At 55.8% G+C, this 21163-nt stretch carries 21 protein-coding genes; 2 read left to right on the top strand and 19 right to left on the bottom strand.

Going from position 1 to position 21163, the window contains the following annotated elements; genetic code table 11:
* Positions 1 to 6 precede the first annotated feature (6 nt).
* The 7 genes from H8E27_11410 to H8E27_11380 form a co-directional block, all read right to left on the bottom strand.
* Positions 7 to 1017 (bottom strand): MoxR family ATPase, encoded by a 1011-nt coding sequence (locus H8E27_11410; GenBank protein MBC8326219.1) that lies wholly within the window; start codon positions 1015 to 1017, stop codon positions 7 to 9.
* Positions 1018 to 1249: 232 nt separating this feature from the next.
* On the bottom strand, positions 1250 to 2725 hold the full coding sequence (locus tag H8E27_11405; protein MBC8326218.1) for an insulinase family protein: 1476 nt from the start codon (positions 2723 to 2725) through the stop codon (positions 1250 to 1252).
* A 66-nt stretch (positions 2726 to 2791) separates the two neighbouring features.
* Positions 2792 to 4516, bottom strand: coding sequence for an insulinase family protein (locus H8E27_11400; GenBank protein MBC8326217.1), 1725 nt, complete (start codon positions 4514 to 4516; stop codon positions 2792 to 2794).
* Positions 4517 to 4579: 63 nt separating this feature from the next.
* On the bottom strand, positions 4580 to 5773 hold the full coding sequence (locus H8E27_11395; GenBank protein ID MBC8326216.1) for a hypothetical protein: 1194 nt from the start codon (positions 5771 to 5773) through the stop codon (positions 4580 to 4582).
* A complete protein-coding gene (locus tag H8E27_11390) occupies positions 5773 to 7182 on the bottom strand; it encodes a hypothetical protein (GenBank protein ID MBC8326215.1) in 1410 nt (469 codons plus the stop codon). The genes H8E27_11395 and H8E27_11390 overlap by 1 nt, the downstream gene beginning before the upstream one ends.
* A 121-nt stretch (positions 7183 to 7303) precedes the next feature.
* The gene (locus H8E27_11385) at positions 7304 to 8902 is read right to left on the bottom strand and encodes a sodium:proton antiporter (GenBank protein ID MBC8326214.1); all 1599 of its coding nucleotides are present in this window, start codon (positions 8900 to 8902) and stop codon (positions 7304 to 7306) included.
* Between the two features lie 35 nt (positions 8903 to 8937).
* A complete protein-coding gene (locus tag H8E27_11380; GenBank protein ID MBC8326213.1) occupies positions 8938 to 9459 on the bottom strand; it encodes a zinc ribbon domain-containing protein in 522 nt (173 codons plus the stop codon).
* A gap of 101 nt (positions 9460 to 9560) precedes the next feature.
* On the opposite strand from H8E27_11380, the gene H8E27_11375 reads away from it, so the two are divergent.
* Entirely contained in the window at positions 9561 to 10694 is a 1134-nt protein-coding gene (locus H8E27_11375) for a hypothetical protein (protein ID MBC8326212.1), read from the top strand.
* On the opposite strand, the gene H8E27_11370 is transcribed toward H8E27_11375, so the two are convergent.
* From H8E27_11370 to H8E27_11345, 6 genes are all read right to left on the bottom strand, one after another.
* Entirely contained in the window at positions 10695 to 11450 is a 756-nt protein-coding gene (locus tag H8E27_11370) for a phospholipase (GenBank protein MBC8326211.1), read from the bottom strand.
* A 76-nt stretch (positions 11451 to 11526) separates the two neighbouring features.
* On the bottom strand, positions 11527 to 11790 hold the full coding sequence (locus H8E27_11365) for a hypothetical protein (GenBank protein ID MBC8326210.1): 264 nt from the start codon (positions 11788 to 11790) through the stop codon (positions 11527 to 11529).
* A 40-nt stretch (positions 11791 to 11830) separates the two neighbouring features.
* Positions 11831 to 12814 (bottom strand): KpsF/GutQ family sugar-phosphate isomerase, encoded by a 984-nt coding sequence (locus tag H8E27_11360; GenBank protein ID MBC8326209.1) that lies wholly within the window; start codon positions 12812 to 12814, stop codon positions 11831 to 11833.
* Positions 12815 to 12825: 11 nt separating this feature from the next.
* Positions 12826 to 13887: a prephenate dehydratase gene (gene pheA / locus H8E27_11355; GenBank protein MBC8326208.1), complete on the bottom strand. Its 1062-nt coding sequence runs from the start codon at positions 13885 to 13887 to the stop codon at positions 12826 to 12828.
* Positions 13884 to 14672: an SMC-Scp complex subunit ScpB gene (gene scpB / locus H8E27_11350; protein MBC8326207.1), complete on the bottom strand. Its 789-nt coding sequence runs from the start codon at positions 14670 to 14672 to the stop codon at positions 13884 to 13886. Before scpB ends, pheA begins: the two co-directional genes overlap by 4 nt.
* A gap of 2 nt (positions 14673 to 14674) precedes the next feature.
* On the bottom strand, positions 14675 to 15466 hold the full coding sequence (locus H8E27_11345) for a segregation/condensation protein A (GenBank protein MBC8326206.1): 792 nt from the start codon (positions 15464 to 15466) through the stop codon (positions 14675 to 14677).
* A gap of 93 nt (positions 15467 to 15559) precedes the next feature.
* Here H8E27_11345 and H8E27_11340 point away from each other — a divergent pair, with 93 nt between their 5' ends.
* Positions 15560 to 16417, top strand: a complete 858-nt coding sequence (locus H8E27_11340; GenBank protein ID MBC8326205.1) for a histone deacetylase — start codon at positions 15560 to 15562, stop codon at positions 16415 to 16417.
* A 193-nt stretch (positions 16418 to 16610) separates the two neighbouring features.
* Here H8E27_11340 and H8E27_11335 read toward each other — a convergent pair whose 3' ends face one another.
* The 6 genes from H8E27_11335 to H8E27_11310 form a co-directional block, all read right to left on the bottom strand.
* Entirely contained in the window at positions 16611 to 17063 is a 453-nt protein-coding gene (locus tag H8E27_11335) for a KH domain-containing protein (protein ID MBC8326204.1), read from the bottom strand.
* An 8-nt stretch (positions 17064 to 17071) separates the two neighbouring features.
* On the bottom strand, positions 17072 to 18961 hold the full coding sequence (gene yidC, locus H8E27_11330; protein ID MBC8326203.1) for a membrane protein insertase YidC: 1890 nt from the start codon (positions 18959 to 18961) through the stop codon (positions 17072 to 17074).
* Positions 18962 to 18964: 3 nt separating this feature from the next.
* Positions 18965 to 19213 carry a membrane protein insertion efficiency factor YidD gene (yidD, locus tag H8E27_11325; GenBank protein ID MBC8326202.1) on the bottom strand — a complete coding sequence of 83 codons (249 nt, stop codon included), beginning with the start codon at positions 19211 to 19213 and terminating at the stop codon, positions 18965 to 18967.
* 5 nt (positions 19214 to 19218) lie between these two features.
* Positions 19219 to 19593 carry a ribonuclease P protein component gene (gene rnpA, locus H8E27_11320; protein MBC8326201.1) on the bottom strand — a complete coding sequence of 125 codons (375 nt, stop codon included), beginning with the start codon at positions 19591 to 19593 and terminating at the stop codon, positions 19219 to 19221.
* Positions 19593 to 19733 (bottom strand): 50S ribosomal protein L34, encoded by a 141-nt coding sequence (rpmH, locus tag H8E27_11315; protein MBC8326200.1) that lies wholly within the window; start codon positions 19731 to 19733, stop codon positions 19593 to 19595. The genes rnpA and rpmH overlap by 1 nt, the downstream gene beginning before the upstream one ends.
* A 115-nt stretch (positions 19734 to 19848) precedes the next feature.
* Positions 19849 to 21129: a thymidine phosphorylase gene (locus H8E27_11310; protein ID MBC8326199.1), complete on the bottom strand. Its 1281-nt coding sequence runs from the start codon at positions 21127 to 21129 to the stop codon at positions 19849 to 19851.
* Positions 21130 to 21163 lie beyond the last annotated feature (34 nt).

Raw genomic sequence — 21163 nt, 5'->3', positions numbered from 1 at the left:
TTCGCCTCACAAGGCCGCCGCGGCCGGCATTTGCGGCACGGCTTGGAGGATCTTGTCGATGATATGATTCACCGTGATGCCCTCCGCCTCGGCGCTGAACGTGGGCACAATGCGATGACGCAACACCGGATGCGCCAATGCCGCGATGTCCTCGGGCGTGACGTGAAAGCGTCCCTTCAGGATCGCGCGCACTTTGCCGCCGAGAATCAATTGCTGACACGCCCGCGGGCCGGGGCCCCAGCTGATGAGCTCGCGCGTGAAGGGCAACGCCTCGGCATCATCGGGCCGACAACGCCGAACAAGATCAAGCACGTATTGGTTCACGTGCTCGGGCACGGGGACTTTGCGCACGATCTGTTGGCACTGCACAATTTCCGCGCCGGAGATCACCGGCGAAATACTTGCGGAAAACGCGCCAGTGGTGCGCTTGATGATTTCCGCTTCCTCGGCCTTGTCCGGGTAATCCACTTTCACGTGGAACATAAAACGATCCTTCTGTGCCTCGGGCAGTGGATACGTGCCTTCCTGTTCAACCGGATTTTGCGTGGCCAGCACGAAGAACGGTTCATCGAGCGTGTACGTGGTGCCGCCGGTGGTGACGGAATGTTCCTGCATCGCCTCGAGCAACGCAGCTTGGGTTTTCGGGGGAGAGCGGTTGATTTCATCTGCCAAAACCATTTGGGCAAAAATCGGGCCGCGCAGGAACACGAGGCTGCGGCGGCCTTCGGCGTCCTGCTGGATGACGTCCGTGCCGGTGATGTCCGCCGGCATCAGGTCGGGAGTAAATTGCACCCGCCGGAAGGAAAGACTGAGTGCCTCGGAAAGGCTTTTCACCATATACGTTTTGGCGAGGCCGGGCACGCCCTCGAGCAGACAATGGCTGCGCGCAAAAATGGCGATGATGATTTGCTCGATCACCGCGTTTTGCCCGACGATGGCTTTGCCCACCTCGGTGGTCATACTGCGGTACGCGCTGGCGAGCTTCTCGGCCAGTTGCTCATCGCTCGCGCCGGCCATCGAGCGCGGCAGGGATTCCGCCGCCGCCGCGCTTTCGCTCACGGCGGGCACCACCAGCAAGGTGTTGCACGTGGGGCATTTGAGTTGGGATCCGGCGGCCGTGTCTTCGACCGTCAAATCCATTGAACAAGCGGGGCATTTAATAACCATCTCCATATGGCGTCTCCCCACAATGTGCCCGCATTTGCTCCAAAACGCAACCGGCGAGTATTCCCAACCGCCCGTGTGCGGACTATTTAATCGGCTCCATCGTGAACGGATCGCGCAACGGCACGTCTTTCAACCCGCCGGTGGTGAGGCTGTCGAGGTTCACTGCATGATCCGGATGGCCTTTGAGAATTGCGTCCTTGTCGCCCACAATCAGAATCACCGCCTTGCCCGGCGTGAGATATTTTTTCGCCACCCGCTGCACGTCGGCTTTGGTGACCGCCGCAAACTTGGCACGAAATTCTTTGAAGTGCGCCGGATTGCGCGCGCCGCGACCAGTAAATTCTTCATCGGCAAAGGTCCTCGCGACTGCGCCTTTGGTTTCAAATGTCTCCGGAAATGTTTGAATATAACTACTCTTGGCCGTTACCATTTCCTTATCCGTCACCGCCTCATTCGTGATGCGGCGCATTTCCTCGAGCACAATCTGCGCCGCGTATTTCACCGTGGTTGATTTGCTTTGGTAGCCCGCCACAAATAACAGCGGATAATACGTGCCGCCGGGCATATACGAATACGCGCTGTACGCCAGCCCCTCATCGGACCGCACACGGTTGGTGATGCGGCTGGTAAACCCGCCGCCGCCGAGGATACTGTTCATCACCTGTACCGCATAAAAATCCGGATGATCGCGATGGATGCCCGGCAGCATAATATCCACGCGCCCCTGATTCACATCCTTGTCCACGATATAAATCCCCGGCTTGGCGAATGCTTTGTTTGTCGGCACCGGCACCGCCGCTTTGCCATTGAAGGGCCAGTTAGCAAATAACTTTTCCAACTTGGCCACCATCGTCTTGCGATCAAAATCTCCGCTCACCGCCACCACAAAATTATCCGGATGAAACCACGCCTGATGAAACGCGTGTAAATCGGCCACCGTAATCGATTCCACCGAAGCCTTGGTCGGAATCACATTGCGGAAAAACTTCGGCCCGTACGCCAAGCGCAACAGCTCACGCCGCTCAATATTTTTCGAGTCGTCATTGCGTTGCTTCATCCCCTGCAACTGCTGTTGTTTATAAAGATCAAAACGGCTCTGCTGAAACTCCGGCGTCGTCAGCACCTCGCGCAACATTGCCAGGCCCTCGTCGAGATCTTTCGAAAGCGTATTCACGCCCACGCTGCCGGAAGTATCGCCCACGCTGCTCGAAAGCCCCGCCGCCAAAAACGCCAACCGCTCTTCCAACGCCTCCGCCGTACGCGTTTTGGTGCCGCCTTTGCTGAGCAAATAACCGGCCATTCCCGCCACACCCGCTTTACCTTTGGGCTCGTTGTACTGCCCCGTGCGCACCATAATCGACACACTCACCAACGGCAGCTCGCGATTCGGCACCACAAACGCCACCGGCCCGCTCTTGAGCTGCACCCGATAATCCGATCCACTGGGCGGCTCATATTGCAGCTTGGGAAACTTCAATTGCTCCGGCCGATCCGGAATCTCCCCCGCACTCACAGTGAGCGCCATTGCGAGGGGTAAACTTAAAATAATCTTTTTCATATTCGGTTATTTCAAAATATTCGTTTGTTTTCCGGCAGGGACACGCACAGCGCGTCCCAACCTGATTCACTTCTTCAATTCCCCAATGCGCCTCCGTAATGCCGCGCGGATGACTTTCATCATCGGCGGCGCTTTTGCACCGGCTTTTTCAATTTGTTCTTCGATTTGTTTCAAGCGACCTTCCAACGCGGCCACATCTTTTTCCGCGTTCGCCGAGGAAATGAATTTTCGCGCCATTGCCTTTTGCTGCCCACTGAGGCCGGCGAGCAACGGGTCACCGCCATCACCGCCGCCAGTGCCCGGCTTGCGCGTGTAAATCGCAACGGCACGATTTTCCTTGGTGAAATATTTTTTCGCCACGCGCTGAATATCCGCGGGCGTCACGGCCTGCAGTTTCGCGCCGGAGGCGTTGAGTTCGCGCCAGTTGCCCGTGCCTTCGGTGTGAATGATTTGCATCAGGATGGGGTGATTCGACGTCAACCGCCGATACTCCGAGGCGGCAAAATTATTCTTCACCTTCTGCAATTCCTTGGCCGGAACCGGCTCGGTTTTTAGTTTCTCAATTTCCGCGTGGATTGCGGCTTCCACTGCGGCGGGATCTTGACCGTCCGCCACCTCGCCGCCGGCATTGAATTGCCCCGCATAATGCATCCCGCGCGTCCACGCGAAGGTATCGGTGGCCAGCTTGGATTTCAGCACCAATTCCTTTTTCAAACGGCCGGTGTTGCCGGTGAGAAGTTTCGACATCACCGAAAGCGCATACGTGTCCTTGTGACCGAAGGCCGGTGTGTGCCAGTAAATATCCACGTTCGGATTCGTCTCCGCCTCGGCATAAAAACGCTTCTCCGCTTTCTGCGGCATCTCCATCGTGATCACGTCCGGCACGGTTTTTTTGCCGCGCTTCAATCGACCGAAATAATTCTGTGCCATCGTCAGCGCCTCTTTGCTTTTGAAATCGCCCACCAACACGAGCGTCAGATTTTGCGGCACATAAAACGTCGCATAAAACTCATCCGCATCCGCCTTGGAAATCGCCGGGATATCCGAGGGCCAGCCGATGATCGGCCAGCCGTACGGATGCGATTCCCAAAAGAGCGAGTTGAAGCTCTCAGAAAATTTCCCCAACGGCGTGCTTTCCGTACGCATCCGGCGCTCTTCAAACACCACATCACGCTCCGCATAAAATTCGCGGAACACCGGCTCCAACAGCCGCCCGCTTTCCATCCACATAAACAGCTCCAGCTTATTCGAAGGCACGGTGATGAAATACGCCGTGTGATCGTACGTCGTGTACGCGTTCATTTTGCTGCCGCCGTTGGAGGTGTAGATGCGGTCGAACTCATTCTTCACAATCACCTTGCGATGATCGTCCACGAGTTTTTTGAATTCGTCATTCAGCGCGCGCCAGCGTTTGGTTTTTTGTTCCGGATCAAATAAATCCGTAATCTCGCCGCGCCGCCACATCGCGCGCATCTTGCGTTCCTCCGCGCGCATCAGATCCCGCACGCGCTCCTGCTCGGCCATAATTTTCAGATCCTTTTTGTAATCCTTCGTGCCAAGCGTGGGCGTGCCCTTAAACATCATATGCTCGAACAAATGCGCGATGCCCGTGATGCCCGGCCGCTCATTCACACTCCCCACGCGCGCCACCCAACCGCCCGAAATGCTTGGCGCATCGTGCCGTTCCACCAACAGCACCTTCATGCCATTAGCCAAAAAATGCTCCTTCACCGGCACCTGCTGGGCAGCCAGCAACGCGGGAAACAAGAAAAGTCCCAATAAATTCCTCATGGTACGCGCGAAAGCAAAGCAGCATTCCCCCGTGGCGTCAACGCGTAATCATAAGGAAATCAGTTATGAAAAGAAAAAGCCGAAAAGGTCGGCCGCGCGAATGTAGCCCGGCCCGGTGGGCCGGGACCCGGGCCAACGGCCCGGGCTACAATTTACGGACGTTTTTGTTTTGGCGTGCGGGAGGGGCCGTACCCGGATCCGGGAATGGGGAGTACTGGCCGGATTCCATTCGTTTGTGGGACGCGCGAAGGCGCCATAGCCCGGGAGAAATAGATTGGGGATGCGAGGATTGGTCGGTCGGATGAAACGGGGAACGGTGCCGGGAATAACCGACCGATTCTGACGCGATTGCGGAATGCGCCCAGGAATAGTACTCGCAGGGGACCGCGGAATGGGCTTCAAAAATTTCACCGGATTCTCCCCGGGCAACAAATCTTTGACAGGTTTCAAGGTCAACCAATTCGGCTTAGGATGATGCGGGCCGGGGGTTAGGGCAGGGTTAATTTTTAAGCGTTCAGGAAGCACAACAAACTTTCGTGGCAATCCACCATTTTGAAGCAGTCGAATGGTATTTTCGATCGAATGTCGATCACCAAGTCTCTTTTTTTCTTTTTCTTCTTGAGCAAATTTATTTTGCTTCTGTATTAAAACCGCAATCAGTTTTTCCCGATTTGGGCCAATATCATGAATACGCCAAAGCAGATAATTTCCATCGTAGGGATTTTCACCCTCCATAAATTGAAAAACTTTTTCCATCACCTTTTCCCTTGGATATTTCCGGCCATGGACCAACGATGCATAAGTTAAATTGCGAATTGCCGCATTCACAATCTGCCCGTCTTTATCCTCCAACAACTCGACCAACCAGGGCGTCATGTCTCCGTAAGGATGAAGATAATAGAAAAGGTGCGCCGCAGCAAATTTGCTTAACGGCAGCTCATTTATGATATAAACTAAGCGAGGCGCCAGGTAACCCTCAACAAAACCCTTAGGCATCCAGAGCTTGGGGCCAGGTTGTTTTTTCACTTTGCGGAATCTTAAATCGATAAAAAAACTAGGCTGAGTGCGGCGCGCAGGCTGGCCAATGGCAAAGTAATTTTCTAAATAATTCAGAGCATTGGATCTTACCCCTGCTCCACTTATAGGATAATTTGGATTCGGGGCTTCAAATAATTGACCGTACAGCACCACCGGGCCAGAATTCTGGATTACCAGTGGCTCTTTAATAATTTCGCCAAACGCCGATCCCGTAGCCATCAAGGCAACGGTAATCGTGGCGAAATACCACGAGGATATGTATTTCTTCCTTGCCATATTACACCTCTAAAAGGGTTTCCATTTTCAATGTTTAAAATCCATCTGGTTTTTGAATGATTTGATTGTATAGCCTTTGGGACTGTCGCTGGCTCGGTACCCTCATTTTGGATTCCACCTGTACAGTTCCAATTTGACTCCACACTCCCAATCTCTGCTCTACTACCGTTTTCCCACTTTGGATGTCCTAGCGCGGATCCGTAAGGAAAGCCGTGAAATCGTCGAAATCGTTGATGCAATTGGTTTGCTGCATTGTATTGTTCAGCACGATATGCATCTAATACGCCCCCCGGCAAATTGCCATTTGCATCAATGAAATTCAATCCCAAGTTCTGTTCATATTCAAACAGTCGTGTTGAGAATTCAATCTTAATGAAACCTTTTGTTTTGTGGAAACCGAATGGAAAATCGATGAAATTCATGTTCAAACTGTAAATTGGATTATCCTCCTTTTCTACTTGAGGATCTATATAATCGAAAATATAGAATTGAAAATTGCTCCGAGGATTTGTTTCCAGAAACGGAAGTCGCCATGTGGGACTGTACAAATTTTGACCGATTGCATCTTGAATCTGATAGTCAAAATGAACAGTTGTAGCCATCATTCCGCCAGCATCAGGCAATTCCTTCAACGAAAAATCAACCCCCCATCTAAAAGCTCCACAATCGTTATAATTAAGCTGTTTGGGTTTTTGATCTGGCACGACAACATTCGGGTCAACTGTGGCCATAACTCTTTGCCATTCATTATTCGGTTGCAGTCTCAGTGCAGCTAACCTCCCAGCAACATTTGAATAATCGGTTGTCTGCTTTTCATAAATTTGCTCTATCACTGTTACGCCTTCTACGCTTGCCAATTCATTTGTAAATTCTTGAAATGTTACAACTGCTTCGGTATTGGGCTGCTCCAAGAGTGCCTCCGAATTCATCCAAGCCGTCAACGCACCGAGCGGATCCACCATCCACTCGATCTCGCCCATTAATGTGGAAACAGAACTGCGAGCTTCCTCGAGTTCCAAACTGGGCCCATTCCATTCTTCCCGTTCGCCCAACCAATTCAAATAGTCATTAAGGTTCAATTGCGCCACGCGCGGGAAATCATAACCCAACGTGCCTTCTTCAAATTCATCACGATTTAATTCGGGGAACTCCCAATTGGCTTCCCAATACTGATCGATGTGATAATGAGCCTTTCCAACCTGTTCATCCAATTCTGGAGGTAGTTCGGGCAAATACTCTTCAATGAGAAATTCAGCCGTGCCTAGTTGATCATCCGAAGCACTTGCATAGAATGAAAAGGAAAGCAATACCGCCAAACAAACCCAAATTGGGGGTAAGTATTTTTTCATCATGTTTTTGGTTGCTCTCTATTACCCCCCCCCCCATTCCATTCTGTCAACTGTACATTTCATTTTATAACACAACCCCTTTGGCGCACTAATGTAGCCCGGCCCCCCGGGCCAACGGCCCGGGCTACAATTTGCGATCCACTACTTCGCGGACCAACGACTCCATCGAATCGTAATCCAAATCACCGGCTTTTTCCAGGTCGCGGTAGACTTGTTTTTCCAGCGCGCTGAGGTGGGCGGATTCGATTTGCAGTTCGATGGTGTTGAGCGTGGGCGTTTGCTCGAGCATTTGGGCGATGCGTTTGTCGTTGGCTTGGCGGCGGGCGAGGAGTTGGCCGTGCAGCGTCTCAAAGGTTTCGTGCGAGAGAGTGCCTTTGCGTTCGGAGGATTCCAGATTATCCAGCATCACGCGGATGGCTTGGCGGCGGGCCAGCGCGAGTTCATATTCGGTTTCCTCGGTGGTTTCGATGATGAGCCCGCCGCGTTTCATCAGCCACGCCATGGTGGTGCCCTGCAATAAAATGGACATCAACACCACGCCGTACACGATGTTTAACAACACCAATCGATTTGCCTCGGCGGCAGTGCCAGCGTCGCTTTTTGCGGCCACCAACAACATCATCGCCAGCACCATCGACAAACTCCCGCGCACGCCGGCCCACGTGATGACGGGGAGCCATTCCTGTTTGAGCCGTAAATCCGCGCGCCGCACAAGGCCGTGCACGCCGAACACAGTGATGGCCCGCACGAGAATCATGATCACAAAAAACAAAACAATCGGCACCGCTTGTTCCCATAAACCGGCCAGTTTAATTTCCAGCCCGATGAGGATGAACACAAATGAGTTGGCGACGAACGCGGCGAATTCCCAAAAGCTCACCACCTCCTCGCGCGTGGTGGGGCTCATGCCGTGCTTCACGCCCACGTTGCCGATCATCATGCCGCACACCACCACGGCGATGACGCCCGAAGCGTGCAGCTCCATCGCCGCCACATTCGCGCCGTACGCGGCAATGACGGTTAGGGCCACCTCGATGTGTTGATCATCAAACTTACTGGTGAGATACGAAATGCCCAACCCGATGCCGAGGCCGATGGCGGTGCCGAGCAGCACCTCACGCAGGAAATCGAGCACCACTTGCAGCGCCTGCAAACTTTCCGTGGAATCCAGATGCGGCAACGTGAGGCCGAGGTGCGCGCTGGTGATTTTGACCACCACGGCGAACACCACCACCGCGATGCCGTCGTTAATTAAACTCTCGCCTTCGATGATAATCCCGAGCCGTTTGGACACGGTAAATTCCTTGAAGAGCGCCACCACCGAAATGGGATCGGTCGCCGCCAACATTGCTGCGGCCAGCAGCACCAATTGCCAACTCAGACCGAGCCGGAACAATTCGCCCACGCCCATGAAGAGCGCGGTGGTGAGCACCATCCCAATGATCACCCCCGGGATGGCGAGGCACAGAATGGCGCGTTTATTGTTCAGAAACGATTTGAGGTCCACGTGAAACGCCGCCTCAAACAGCAGGATCGGCAAAAACAATTGCAGCAGTAATTCCGGCGTGAGCTTGAGGTTCATCCCCAGTTGGCCGCCCGCCGACAATGCGCTGACGATCAACCCCGCCACCACCAACACCACCGTGTACGGCAAGCGCAACCGCTTTGCCAAGAGCGCCATCCCGCAGGCGACCACCAAAATTGCAACAAATGAAATTGCCATAAAATTCTATCTCCTAACTCCTAAAACCTCTTCCCTCACATATCATAAAGCCCCCCGTCGCGCGAATACCCGCCGCCGCCCGATCCGCCCGCACCGCCGCCTTCTTCCGGCCCCATAAATTCATCGAAAATTTCGCCCATATCTGCCTCGATTTTTTCAGGGTCTTCGCCTGCTTCCAAGCGTTTGATGGCGTCATTCATTTCCTTGGGCATCGCGTCGGCGGGCATGAGATCCTGCATTTTGCGCATCATATGCGCCATATGTTTGGGGTTATTTTCGTCCATATGCCCCATATCACGCTCCATCTCGCGCATCGCGTGTTGCACGCGGGGATCATCCATATCCGGCATGCCATCAGGTTCGCCTGCGCCGTCGGCACCGGGCGAGGCCGCTTTGGGTTCGGCGGCGCCTTTGAGGGCGGCAAATTGGCTGACTTCTTTGACCAATTTTTTGCCGCCGCATTTGGGGCAAGCGGGTTTGCGCGTGGGCTTGAGACGGCGTGAGAGGAATTGAAAAATCCTCCGACACTCGGGACAGGCATATTCAAAAATTGGCATCGAAATAAAACGACGTTTCGTCGCCCCTAATTTTCACGAACCCACCGCGCGCGTCAAGTGGGTTGGATTGACAATTCGCCACTCAGCGATTAGGTTGCGGCATGAGACGCCGAGGCGTGATGGCACTGATCATAACCTTCCTGGGGCTAATCGGGGTCGGTTGCTCGGGCGATAAGGATAAGGTGGAATACTTTACCACCGATGAATTACTGCTGAGCGACGGCAAATTTTTTGCCATGGGAGAAACCGAACCGTACACCGGTGCGGTGGTGGATTGGCACGAAAACGGCCAAAAAAGTTACGAAGTGCAAATGCGCGCCGGCGTGGCCCAGGGAACGGCGGTTGAGTGGTACGAGAACGGCCAGAAAATGACCGAGGTAACGCTGAAAGACGGCGCGCCCACGGGATCGTTGTTGGGCTGGCATTCCAATGGCGCTAAGCAGTTTGAAATGCCGCTGCACGAAGGTCAACCGCACGGATTGCTCACTGAATTTGACACCGGCAGCCGCCGCCTCAGCGCCACCCGTTACGTCGCCGGCCAGCGCGAAGGCGTGGCCACCGGCTTCAATGAGGAAGGACAAAAGATTTGGGAAACCACCTATCGCAACAACGTGATCGAAGGCAATTTGATCGAGTACCATCCAAACGGTCAACGCAGCAGCCGCACACCGTATGAACGCGGCCAGCCCAAGGGCGTGGCCGAGGGCTGGTTTTTGGATGGCAAAAGATCGTGGATGGCCGAATGGAACGGCAAACAGCCAAGAGGCCTGCATCAAAACTGGCATCCAAACGGCAAGCTCAAGCGTAAACAATTTTTCAAAGATGGCCTGCTTTCGCAGTTTACAGAGTGGCACGAAAACGGGCAAAAAACATTGGAGGCCACCTATCGTGGCACTGCGTTGGTGAGCCAAAAAAGGTGGGATGCCAAGGGCAAGCTGCTACTGGACGAAGGTGCCACTGCCGGACTACCGCCCGCGCGCAAACCGGATCCGCCCAAGCCCGATCCCTTTTCCGCCGGCCGGCGCACTCCGTGGATGGCCGGCCAACTCAATCGCGTGTACAAGGAAAAGGACGCCGATGTGGTGCAAACCGCCTTCGGCACGCCCGATGCAAAACAGGGTGACGTGTGGATTTACCGGAACCTCCATTTTGTTCTCGCCAACGGCCGAAAGCTTCGGGCTAGCGCTCACTTTTACATCAGCAAAGGCAAAGTGATTTTGGTGGAAGAAAAATAATCACTTCCGCTGGTGCTGCAGAAACCATTTATAGAGTTCAGGGTCAGCGTAGGCTTTCTCCCACGAATTGTGCCCGGCCTTGGGATCCACCGAAAGTTTAGGGTTCGGATGGCCGAATTTTTTCAGGATCGCCACCATCCGCTCGCTCTCCGCCAGCGGCACCACAAGATCTTTCCCCCCGTGAAATGCCCACACTCCCAAGGTGCGCAACGCCTTGCCTTTCACCCCGCCGGCGTTGTAGGCCCTGATAAAATCGCCGCCGCCGCAAATGGGCGCGATCGCCGCGAAGCGATCGCAATGCGTCAGCCCCAGACTCCAAGTACCGTAGCCGCCCATGCTCAGGCCGGTGAGGTACAGGCGCGTTTCGTCGGCGCGATATTGTTTCAATATCTGATTCAGCAGCGAGATGAGCACCTCATCATTCCAAACCGTTCCCTTCGGGCATTGAGGGGAAACAATGATGAACGGGGAAACATTTTCGAATTCCTTTCCTTTTCCCTGATCCACAAACTTGGGTGGACCGTGCGCTTTCACGAGATCCAGATTGTCACCGCGTTCACCCGCGCCGTGCAGGAAAAAAATCAACGGCCATTTTTTCTCCGGCTGGGCCGCGTAATCGTTTGGCAAATACAGCAGGTACTTCACATCCAGCTCGCGCTTGGTTTTCACGATGAGTTGGTTTTTGGTTTGCACAGCAGCCGAAGTCGGGTCCACGTAAATGATCGTCAGAATGAGGGAAAGAAAAAAATATTTCATGCCGCGCCCAGCTTTTGCCGGGGACGTCGGGGCGTCAAGTTTTCCGTTGGCCTTTTGTGGGGGGCTGTTTTGCCGGCTAACGCAATGCGCGGCGAAACATGTAGCCGCCGGTGCCTGTTTGCACCAGGTCCCAGCCTTCCGCGCCCAGATCATTCATCAACTTCGCCTGCAACAGCCGCGGGCCGCCAGCATTAGGATCAATGGGCATAAATTTCACCCAACGTTGCTCCACGTAGAGGTATTCCCAACCCGGCATCTTGGGTGCCTTCACCTGTCCCATCACCATTAACACTGCGGTCGCCAACGCCGCACCAATTAAATAAGTCCGAATATTTTTCATCACGTCCAAAGCGTATCGGAGAACTGGCGAGACGCCAAGCTTATGCCAGTTTCAACTTAGGCAAGTCCTGCGAGTCAATGAGCCCCACCGGTTCGCGCTTTGCGTTGATGACGATGAGGTCGTCTATTTTGCGGGTGTTGAAAATTTTGAGGGCTTCAACCGCAAGAGCGTCTTCGCGGAGGACGGTGGGCTTTGCGGTCATCACTTGGGCGAGGGAAAGATGGAGCACGTCGTCGCCCGCCTTAGCCATATGGCGGCGCAGATCGCCATCGGTGAAAACGCCGACGAGTTTTCCGGTGCTGCCGAGCACGCACACGCTGCCGCATTTGGCGCGGGTCATGACCAGCAACGCTTCGCGGACAGTGGCGGTGCGCGGGGCGGTGGCGAGGCGTTTGCCGGTGCGCATTATGTCGCTCACGTGGAGCAGCAACGCTCGGCCGATGGCGCCGGAGGGATGATACTTGGCGAAATCTTTTTTCTTAAACCCGCGTGCCTGCAGCAGCGCCATCGCGAGCGCATCGCCGAGGGCGAGCATCGCGGTGGTGCTGGCGGTGGGGGCGAGGTTGAAGGGGCACGCTTCTTTGGGGACGCGGGCGTTTAGCACCACGTCGCTTAACTTGGCGAGCGATGACTTGGGGGCGCCGGTGAGGGCGATGATTTGCACGGGGAACCGTTTGACCGCGCCGATGAGGTTGATGAGTTCCTCGGACTCGCCGGAGTAGCTGAGCGCGAGCACCACGTCGCCGTCATCCAGCAAACCGATGTCGCCGTGCAACGCGTTGGCGGGATCGAGCAAGACGCTGGTGGCGCCGGTGCTGTTGAACGTGGCGGCCATTTTTTGGCCGATGTTGCCGCTCTTGCCAATGCCCACGACGATGAGTTTGTTACGCTGCGAAAGCGCCGCGGCCAGCGTCTCCACCGCGCGCGTGAATTGTGCATCGAGCTGCGCCCGCACGGCTTTGAGTCCAGCCAACTCGATATTGAGCACCTGTTTTGCAAGCGCGAGCGGGGTTTTGGATTTCATGGTCGGGATGCTCAGCCGGAGTTGGGATACGAACCGAGGATTTTTACGAAGCTACAGGTTTCGCTGAGCTTGGCGATGGCTTTGGCCACTTTGGGATCCTCGAAATGGCCGTCGACGTCGACGAAGAAAATGTATTCCCACGCCTTGCGTTTGCTGGGGCGCGATTCGATTTTGGTCATATTCAGGCGGTGCGTGCGGAAGGGTTGCAGTGCGTTATGCAGGGCACCGACTTGGTCGTTCACACTGAACATCAAACTGGTGCGATCGTTGGCCGAGGATGCAGCGCATTCGCCGCCGAGCACGAGGAAGCGCGTGGCGTTGCCGCTGTGATCCTGCACGCCGGCTTCGATGATGTTGAGCTGATATTTTTCAGCAGCGAGTGAGCTGGAAATGGCGGCGGCCGTTTTGCTTTTGGCGGCCAGCGCAGCAGCAGCAGTGGTGGAGCTGCTGCCTATGAACTCCACGCGCGGCATCGTCTCGCGCACCCAATTGCGGCACTGCGCGTAGGCCTGCGGATGGGAGTAAAGTTTTTTGACGTCTTTCAGCGCACCATTGCCGATGAGGCAGTGTTCGATGGGCATTATGATTTGAGCGACGATTTTCAACGGGCTATCGACGAACATATCCAGCGTGTGGGTGACGACGCCTTCGGTGGTGTTCTCGACGGGCACCACGCCATATTCGGCGCGGTTTTTTTCCACCTCGGCAAAGACTTCGGCGATCGTTTTCTGCGGGGAATAGCCGAGGCTGGTGCCGAAGCGGCGCACGGCGGCTTGGTGCGTGTACGTGGCCTCGGGGCCGAGGAAGGCGATCTTGAACGATTTTTGCAGCGCGATCGAGCTGCTCATCACTTCGCGATAAATGTGACCGAGCGATTCGTCGCTGATGGGGCCGTCGTTGAGTTTGCGGATGCGGCGCAGGAGGGCTTGCTCGCGGTCGGGTTGGTACGTGGATTTGCTGCCGGCGAGTTTGGCTTTGCCGATGCCGATCACGTGTTTGGTGCGGCGGTTGAGCAGCTTCACGATTTGGGCGTCGAGCTTGTCAATCGCGGCGCGATGTTTTTGGATGCTCATTTGGATTGTGAAGCCTCCTCGACTACTTCGTCTTCTTCATCATCGCCATCATCATCATCCTCGAATTCGTCGTCGTCATAATCTTCTTCAGCTTCGGCAGCTTCAGTGGCCAGCTCGCCGGCGTCGCTGTCTTTGGCGGCGGTGACTTCTTCGAGGCTCATTTGTTCAGGCACGTCGTCGTCGTCACCGGTGGTCACGGGCGCTTCGGGTTTGGTGATGGGGACTTGGCGCAGTTCTTCAGCGTCGGGCAATTCCTCAAGCCCGCGCAGGCCGAAGTATTCGAGGAACAACTGGGTGGTTCCGTAAGTTTGCGGGCGGCCAGGTGCATCGGCACGGCCGGTCACTTCCACGAGCTCGCGCTCGGTGAGCGTGCCGATGACGCCATCGACTGATACGCCGCGAATCTCTTCCATCTGCGCGCGTGTGAGCGGCTGGCGATAAGCGATGATGGCGAGCGTTTCCAGCGCGGGTTTGGAGAGGCGCGTGGGACGATTCTTCACGCCGACTAATGCACGCACCCACGGCGCGTGTTCGGGTTGGGTGATAAATTGCCACGCGCCAGCCACGCACACGAGGCGGTAGCTGCGGTCGAGGGTTTCCACTTCGCCGGCCAAAATTTCCAGCGCGGCGGTGATGCCTTTGGCTTTTGCGTTGGCCTTTGCGTTGACGTGTTCTTTGCCGTCGGCTTCCTCGCCGGCTTGGCGCAGAATATCCTGCAGCTCCTTGGCGCTGAGCGGTTTTTGCGAGGAAAATAGAATTGCCTCGAGTGTGTCCTTAAGTTCCATCGTTATTCTGAAATAGTTTCTGGGAATTCGGTCAAAGGCTCGGTGGCCTCCAAGCCGTTGTCGCCTTTGCCTTCGGTGATGATAATTTCGCCGAAGGCATCGCCTTGTGTGATTTTAATTTGTCGCAACCGGATCAATTCCAGCATCGCCAAAAACGTCGCCACCACTTCGTTGCGACTGGCGGCTTCGGCGAAGAGTTCGGCGAAGTTGAACGAGGGCTCCGCGTGGATGCGTTCGCGAATGGCGGTGATTTTTTCCGCCACAGTGAATTGTTCGTCGAAAATTTCGCGGCCCTCGGCGTTGCGTTCCTCGACGCGTTTGATGACGTCGTTCACGGCGTTGATGAGGTCGAAGATGCTCACCTCCACGCGTGGGCCGCGATCCTCGGGCATTTCAAATTCCTGCTTCGCGGGTAGGCGCGGGTAGATGTCCTCCTGCCGATGCTCGAGTGTTTCGAGTTTGTCGGCGGCATCTTTAAATTTCTTGTACTCGACCAGTTTGCGGATGAGTTCCCAGCGCGGATCCTCACCTTCATCGTCATCCTCGGCGATCACTTGCTGATCCACCGGCAGCAGTTCCTTGCTTTTGATATAAACCAACGTGCTGGCCATCACGAGAAATTCGCCGGCAATTTCGATGTCAAATTCGCGCATTAAGTCGACGTATTCAATGAATTCGCGCGCGATCTTGGTGAGGTTTACCTCATAGATATCCACCTCCTCCTTCTTTACCAAATAAAGAAGGAGATCCATCGGCCCCTCGAACACCTCGAATTTGACTTTGTAATCGGCCATAAAAGCTGCCCACAGCATACGGGGCAGCCGCGCCCTTGGCAAACCGAAGGTGTTAACAGTAGACGCCACTTCCACGACGCGCCAAACTCGGCCATGCACGTCATCACCGACGAACGCTGCGTTAACTACTCCGCACCCGGCCATCCCGAACGCCCTCAACGCGTGGCCGGCACGCTGGCGCTGCTGCGCGCGCAGAATGAAATCCCCATCACCTGGGAGCAACCCGCGCCCGTTTCCGACGCGGATATTGCCCGCGCGCATTTGCCGGCCCACATCCAGAATGTCGCCAGCCCTTCCGGGCCGTTTGATGCCGACACGCCGGATTATACAGACATCGATGCCCACGCACGGCGCTCTATCGGCGGCGGACTGCGCGCGCTGGAACTCGCTCGCGAAGGCAAACCCAACTTCTCCCTTCTCCGCCCGCCCGGCCATCACGCCACGCGGGAGCAGGCGATGGGCTTTTGTTATTTTAACAGCATTGCCATCACCGCGCTGGCCGCGCGCGCCGCCGGCCTCAAGAAAGTGGCTGTATTTGATTTCGATGTGCACCACGGCAACGGCACTGAGGACATCCTGCGCACTGTGGAGGGCACCGCGTTTTTTTCTATCCACCAACACCCCGCCTACCCCGGTACCGGTCAGAAGAGTTTTGATCATTGCCACAACTACACCGTCCCGCCCGACACCCCCAATGATGGCTGGCGCAAAATCACCAGCACGGCTCTGGCCGACCTTAAAAAATTTAATCCCGACCTCATTTGCGTCTCAGCCGGTTTCGACGCCTACAAGCGTGACCCGCTTTGCCAGCAACAACTCGAGGTGGAAGATTTCACTTGGATCGCCCGACAACTCCGGCAACTTAATAAACCTCAAGCCAACCTCCTCGAGGGCGGTTACAGCAGCGACTTGCCCAAGCTCATCCTTGCTTACCTGAAAGGTCTCGTCTGAGCACTCTATGCGTTGGGGGAAAGCGGATATTCGCCGCCGCCGCCCCCTCCGCCTTTAATAAGACGACGATGACGACGACGACGCCCACCGCCGAAGCGGTGGATTGAAAAGGGCACTCCTTCCTGCTGGCCAACCGCAGGCGTTTGAAAAACCCGGACCCCATCGGCCCGGGTTGAAATTTCACACTAACTCACTATTTTTTAGGCCGAACCAAAATAACTTTGTTGGCGGTGCCATCCACTTCGATGGATTCGGTGGTAATGTCATCCGCTTCGGCGAGGGTTTGGTGCACGGTGCGGCGGTCGAACGCAGTCATTGGATCCATCTCCACCACCTCGCCCCAACGACGGGCTTTGTCGGCGGCATCGTTGGCTTGCTTTACGAGTTGTTCGCGGTTTTCGGTGCGGTAGTTGCCGACGTCCACGGTGACTTTCGGGGCTTCCTTGTCCTGCACAATGAGCAGGCGGTTGGTGAGGTATTGCAGATCGCTCAACGTGCGGCCTTGGCGGCCGATGAGGCGGCCGGGGTCGTCCTCGGTGTTCACGTTGAGCAGGCTGCCGTTGTCCATCGGCGTTTCCTCCACGGTGGCATCAAAGCCAAGGCGGTTGAGCAGGTTTTCGAGAATACTTTTGGGTACAGTTGACATGGTCATAATTAGGTTTTTCGTTTTTTGTTTTTCGTGGGTTGGATGACTTCCACCACGTTTTCATCCTCCGGTTCCACTTTGGTCATCTTGGTCTGCACAATGGTCAGCACGTTTTGTACAGTCCAGTAAAGGCAGAGTCCGGCGGAGGCGGAGTAAAGGATAAACACAAACATCAACGGCATGTATTTCATAATGGCCTGTTGGGCCGGATCCATGCCGGGAGAAGGCGGCTGCAGCCGCATTTGCAAAAACATCGTGGCCGTCATCAGGAGCGGCATGATGTTGATCGGGAAACCGGCGATTTCCATCACCGTGTCGGGCGAAGAAAGGTCGGCCACCCAAAGGAATTCCGCGCCGCGCAGCTCGATGGCCGTGCGAAGCATAGTGAAGAAGCCGAAGAAAATCGGGATTTGGATGAGCATGGGCAAACAACCGCCCATTTGGCTGAGGGGATTTACGCCATACTTTTTGTAAATCTCCATCATCTTCATGTTCATCTTCTGGTAATCATCCTTGTAGCGTTCGCGGATGGTTTTGATTTCCGGCATCATCTTGGCATTGACGGCGGCCATTTTTTTCATGGACCGCGTGCTGCGCGCAGTGAGGGGCCAGAAGACGAGTTTGATGAGCACGGTGATGGCGATGATGGAAAGCGCGTAGGAAAGGCCGACGCCGTGGAACCAGGTCATGAGCAACAGCAGCCCTTTGGCCACCCAGCCAAACCAGCCGCCGAAATCCATAATGCCTTCGAGCTGATTGCCGTGTTCCAAGCCAATGGATTCCAATCGATCAAACTCGCGCGGGCCGGAATACAGAGTGAAACGGTTGGTCACCGACTCACCAACCCCAAGCGAAGGGGTATCCCACACAATGGCTGTCTCAAAGGCTTTGCGATTGGGCTTCTCCTGCGTGGGGACAAGCAGCTGATGCGCCACGAGCATTTGGCCCGGTTTTTCCGGCATCGTTACCTGCGCAAAGAACCGGCTGTACGCCCCCGCCCATGCCACGTTCCCCTGCCCGTGGGTGTAATTATTGCGTTCACCCTTGCTGCCAAAACACATGCAGCCCATGCGATAATTTTGGAACCAACCGGGGCCAACCGAAATCGCTTCCTCACCATCAAACCACATAAGGCCGAAATTCATCCCCATCATGTGCGAAGTGCTTTCAGGCTCTTCCACGGAACCGGATACCAAATAAAAACCACTCTCCTTCATGAAAGCGCCGGAGGCATTGCGCAGCACCACCTCGGCTTCCAACTGATAATCTTCCTTGAGGCGGAATGTTTTGACCACCTGCATGCCCCCGGGGAAATTGGCCGTAGCGCGCACGGTCTGATCATCCACCAGTTCCAACTCATGCGGGATCGAATTGGTTTGATAAGGGCGCGGCGAACCCGGCTCATGCCCCAGCTCGCCGATATTCGGTTGCAACGCCAGCAAGGGCAGCAGTTTTCCGGTATTCTTGAGTGCCACCGGAGCAGATGCAGCATCTTCGCCGATCTCCTTTGGATAGCTCAACAAATCCACCTGTTTCACGCCGCCGCCCAGCGAGGTGAAGGTAAACTTTGCTTTGCCACTGGAAAGTGTGAGCGTCGATTCTTCCACGGCCGGAACCTCCACCACCGGCGGGGTGGGCTGATTGGTCGCAACCGGCGTGTTGGTCGAAATAGTGGGCGAATTTGTCGGGGCCACCCCGGGCGTGTTGGTGCCCGCTTGCACCACTTGATTGGTGCCCAACGTGTTGGTTCCCGCTTGCGTGACCGAATGGGTACTCGTGGCATTTACATCCTCCACCGCAGGGCTCATTTTGATCAGCCCCAGCCGCATCGCCAGCGGCATGCCAAAGATCATCGCCAACACTGAAACAACGAGAATAATTTTTCCGGTACGATCCATTGATTAAATCTTTGCTTTTAACTGCACTTGGGGCACCGGGTCATGCCCGCAACCGCCCCACGGGTGGCACCGGCCCAATCGCCGTAACGTAAGCCAACTGCCGCGAATCGCGCCATGCGTTTTCACCGCCTCCATCGCGTACTCCGAACAACTCGGATCAAAGCGGCAAATGGAGCCGCCCGCCAATGCGGTCAGCAACGGCGAAATGGCCCAGCGATAAAATCGCAGCAATGCGAGCAGAATGTGTTGCAGTAGGTTCAAGAGTTTGAGATTAATTTTGCCGAATGCAGGATGGCCAAATAATCTACTTCCGTGCCCGCGAAGGATTTCCCCACCAAGGAACGCCGGGCGATGAGCACCATCTCCACCGGCACGCGCAAAGCGTGTTGGTGCAGGCGAAAGCATTCGCGCAGCAGCCGTCGCGCGCGGTTGCGGATAACGGCGTTGCCAAGTTTGCGGGTGGTGATCACAGCGAATCGGGAGGGGGCGCCTTCGGGAAGCTCGAGCCAGTTGAGTACCAGCCCGCCCTGTGCTAGCCGACGGCCTTGGCTTTTGAGCCGCGCAAAGTCGCGTCCTTGTCGGATGCGCATCGCACGGGTCAGCCGCAGCCGAGCCGGCGCCCCAGAGGTCATCAGAGTTCCGGGGTGAGTCGGGAGCGGCCCTTTTGTCGGCGACGCTTGATGATGCCGCGGCCCGCTTTAGTAGCCATACGCGAGCGAAAACCGTGACGGCGCGCTCGTTTCAAATTCGAGGGTTGAAATGTTCGTTTCATGAAATCAGCCTAAATTCAGTCAAAAATGTCGCTTTATACCCAGAAAACATCGGGGAACGGCGGAGATTGCCAGTATTATTCAGCCCTGTCAAGAGGGCAAAGCGCGTCCTTACCCTCACAACATTCCACAAATCAATGGCTCAAGATCGGGTCGTTCACCGGAAATCTCAAATGCCCCCGCCAATTGTTCCGCTGCTGCATCCGCGGCGGCCTCGGTGGTGGCGTGGATTCGGCACAACGGGCGGTCAATGGCTTCGCCGGGCTTGAGCATTTGGTCGAGGCCGACGTCGGGTTGGATTTCCGAATCCTTCGTCTGCCGTCCACCGCCGAGATCGCGCACCACTTCGCCAATGATCCGCGCGTCGCACCGCGCAAGAAAACCTTTCCCGCTCGCGGGGAAATCGCGCACGATTGGTGCGGTGGGCGCGGGGGTGGCCTGTTTTAATTTAGTTTCAAACGCGGCCCGGTCCGCGCCTTGGGCGGTGAGGAGTTCATTAAATTTTTCGCGCGGACGGCCACTGGCAAGTTCGGCGCGTGCACGATCCGCATCGCAGTCGGGAAGTTGGGCGGCGCAGGCGATGACCAATTCCTCCAAATCGTTCGGGCCATTGCCTTCGAGGCACGCGATGGATTCTTTGACCTCCAGCCAATTGCCCGCGGCGCGGCCGAGCGGGGCGTCCATATTTGTAATCAATGCGGTGGTTTGCACGCCGCATTCGGTGGCGAGGGTTACGATGGATTTCGCCAACGCGCGCGCGTCGTCGCGGGTGCGCATAAAAGCAGCCGCGCCAAACTTCACGTCCATCACCAACGCATCCAAATTCTCGGCGAGTTTTTTGGAAAGGATGCTGGCAGTGATGAGCGGCACCGACGGCACCGTGCCGGTGACATCACGTAGCGCGTAGAGTGCTTTATCGGCGGGGGCGATTTCGGAGGTTTGGCCGCCGAGGGCCACGCCGATTTGTTGCACTTGGCCAATTAATTGTTCCGCTGAAAGTTGAGTGGTAAAGCCGGGAATGCTCTCGAGCTTGTCCAGCGTGCCGCCGGTGATGCCGAGGCCGCGGCCGGAAATCATCGGCACGCGATAGCCGAGGCACGCAAGCAGTGGCGCGAGGGGCAGCGATACTTTATCGCCCACGCCGCCGGTGGAATGTTTGTCGACCAGCGGGCGGTCATCCTCGGGGAATTCCAGCACCTCGCCGCTGTCGCGCATCGCCAAGGTGAGGGCGCGCGTTTCGGCCAGAGTCATTCCCTGAAATTGGACGGCCATCAGAAACGCCGCCATTTGGTAATCCGGCATGGAACCAGCGGCGAAGGCGGCCACCACATCGGCGATGGCTTCTGGCGAAAGTTCGCCCCCATCGCGTTTTTGCTCGATGAGTTTTAGAAAGTTCATAGCTCACGGACTCGCAGGCCTCTCCCTCCAATGG

This window comes from Limisphaerales bacterium (assembly GCA_014382585.1).
Lineage (GTDB): Bacteria > Verrucomicrobiota > Verrucomicrobiia > Limisphaerales > UBA1100 > JACNJL01.
The sequence above is the reverse complement of the archived record's forward strand: the minus strand, read 5'-3'. Positions and strand labels throughout refer to the sequence as shown.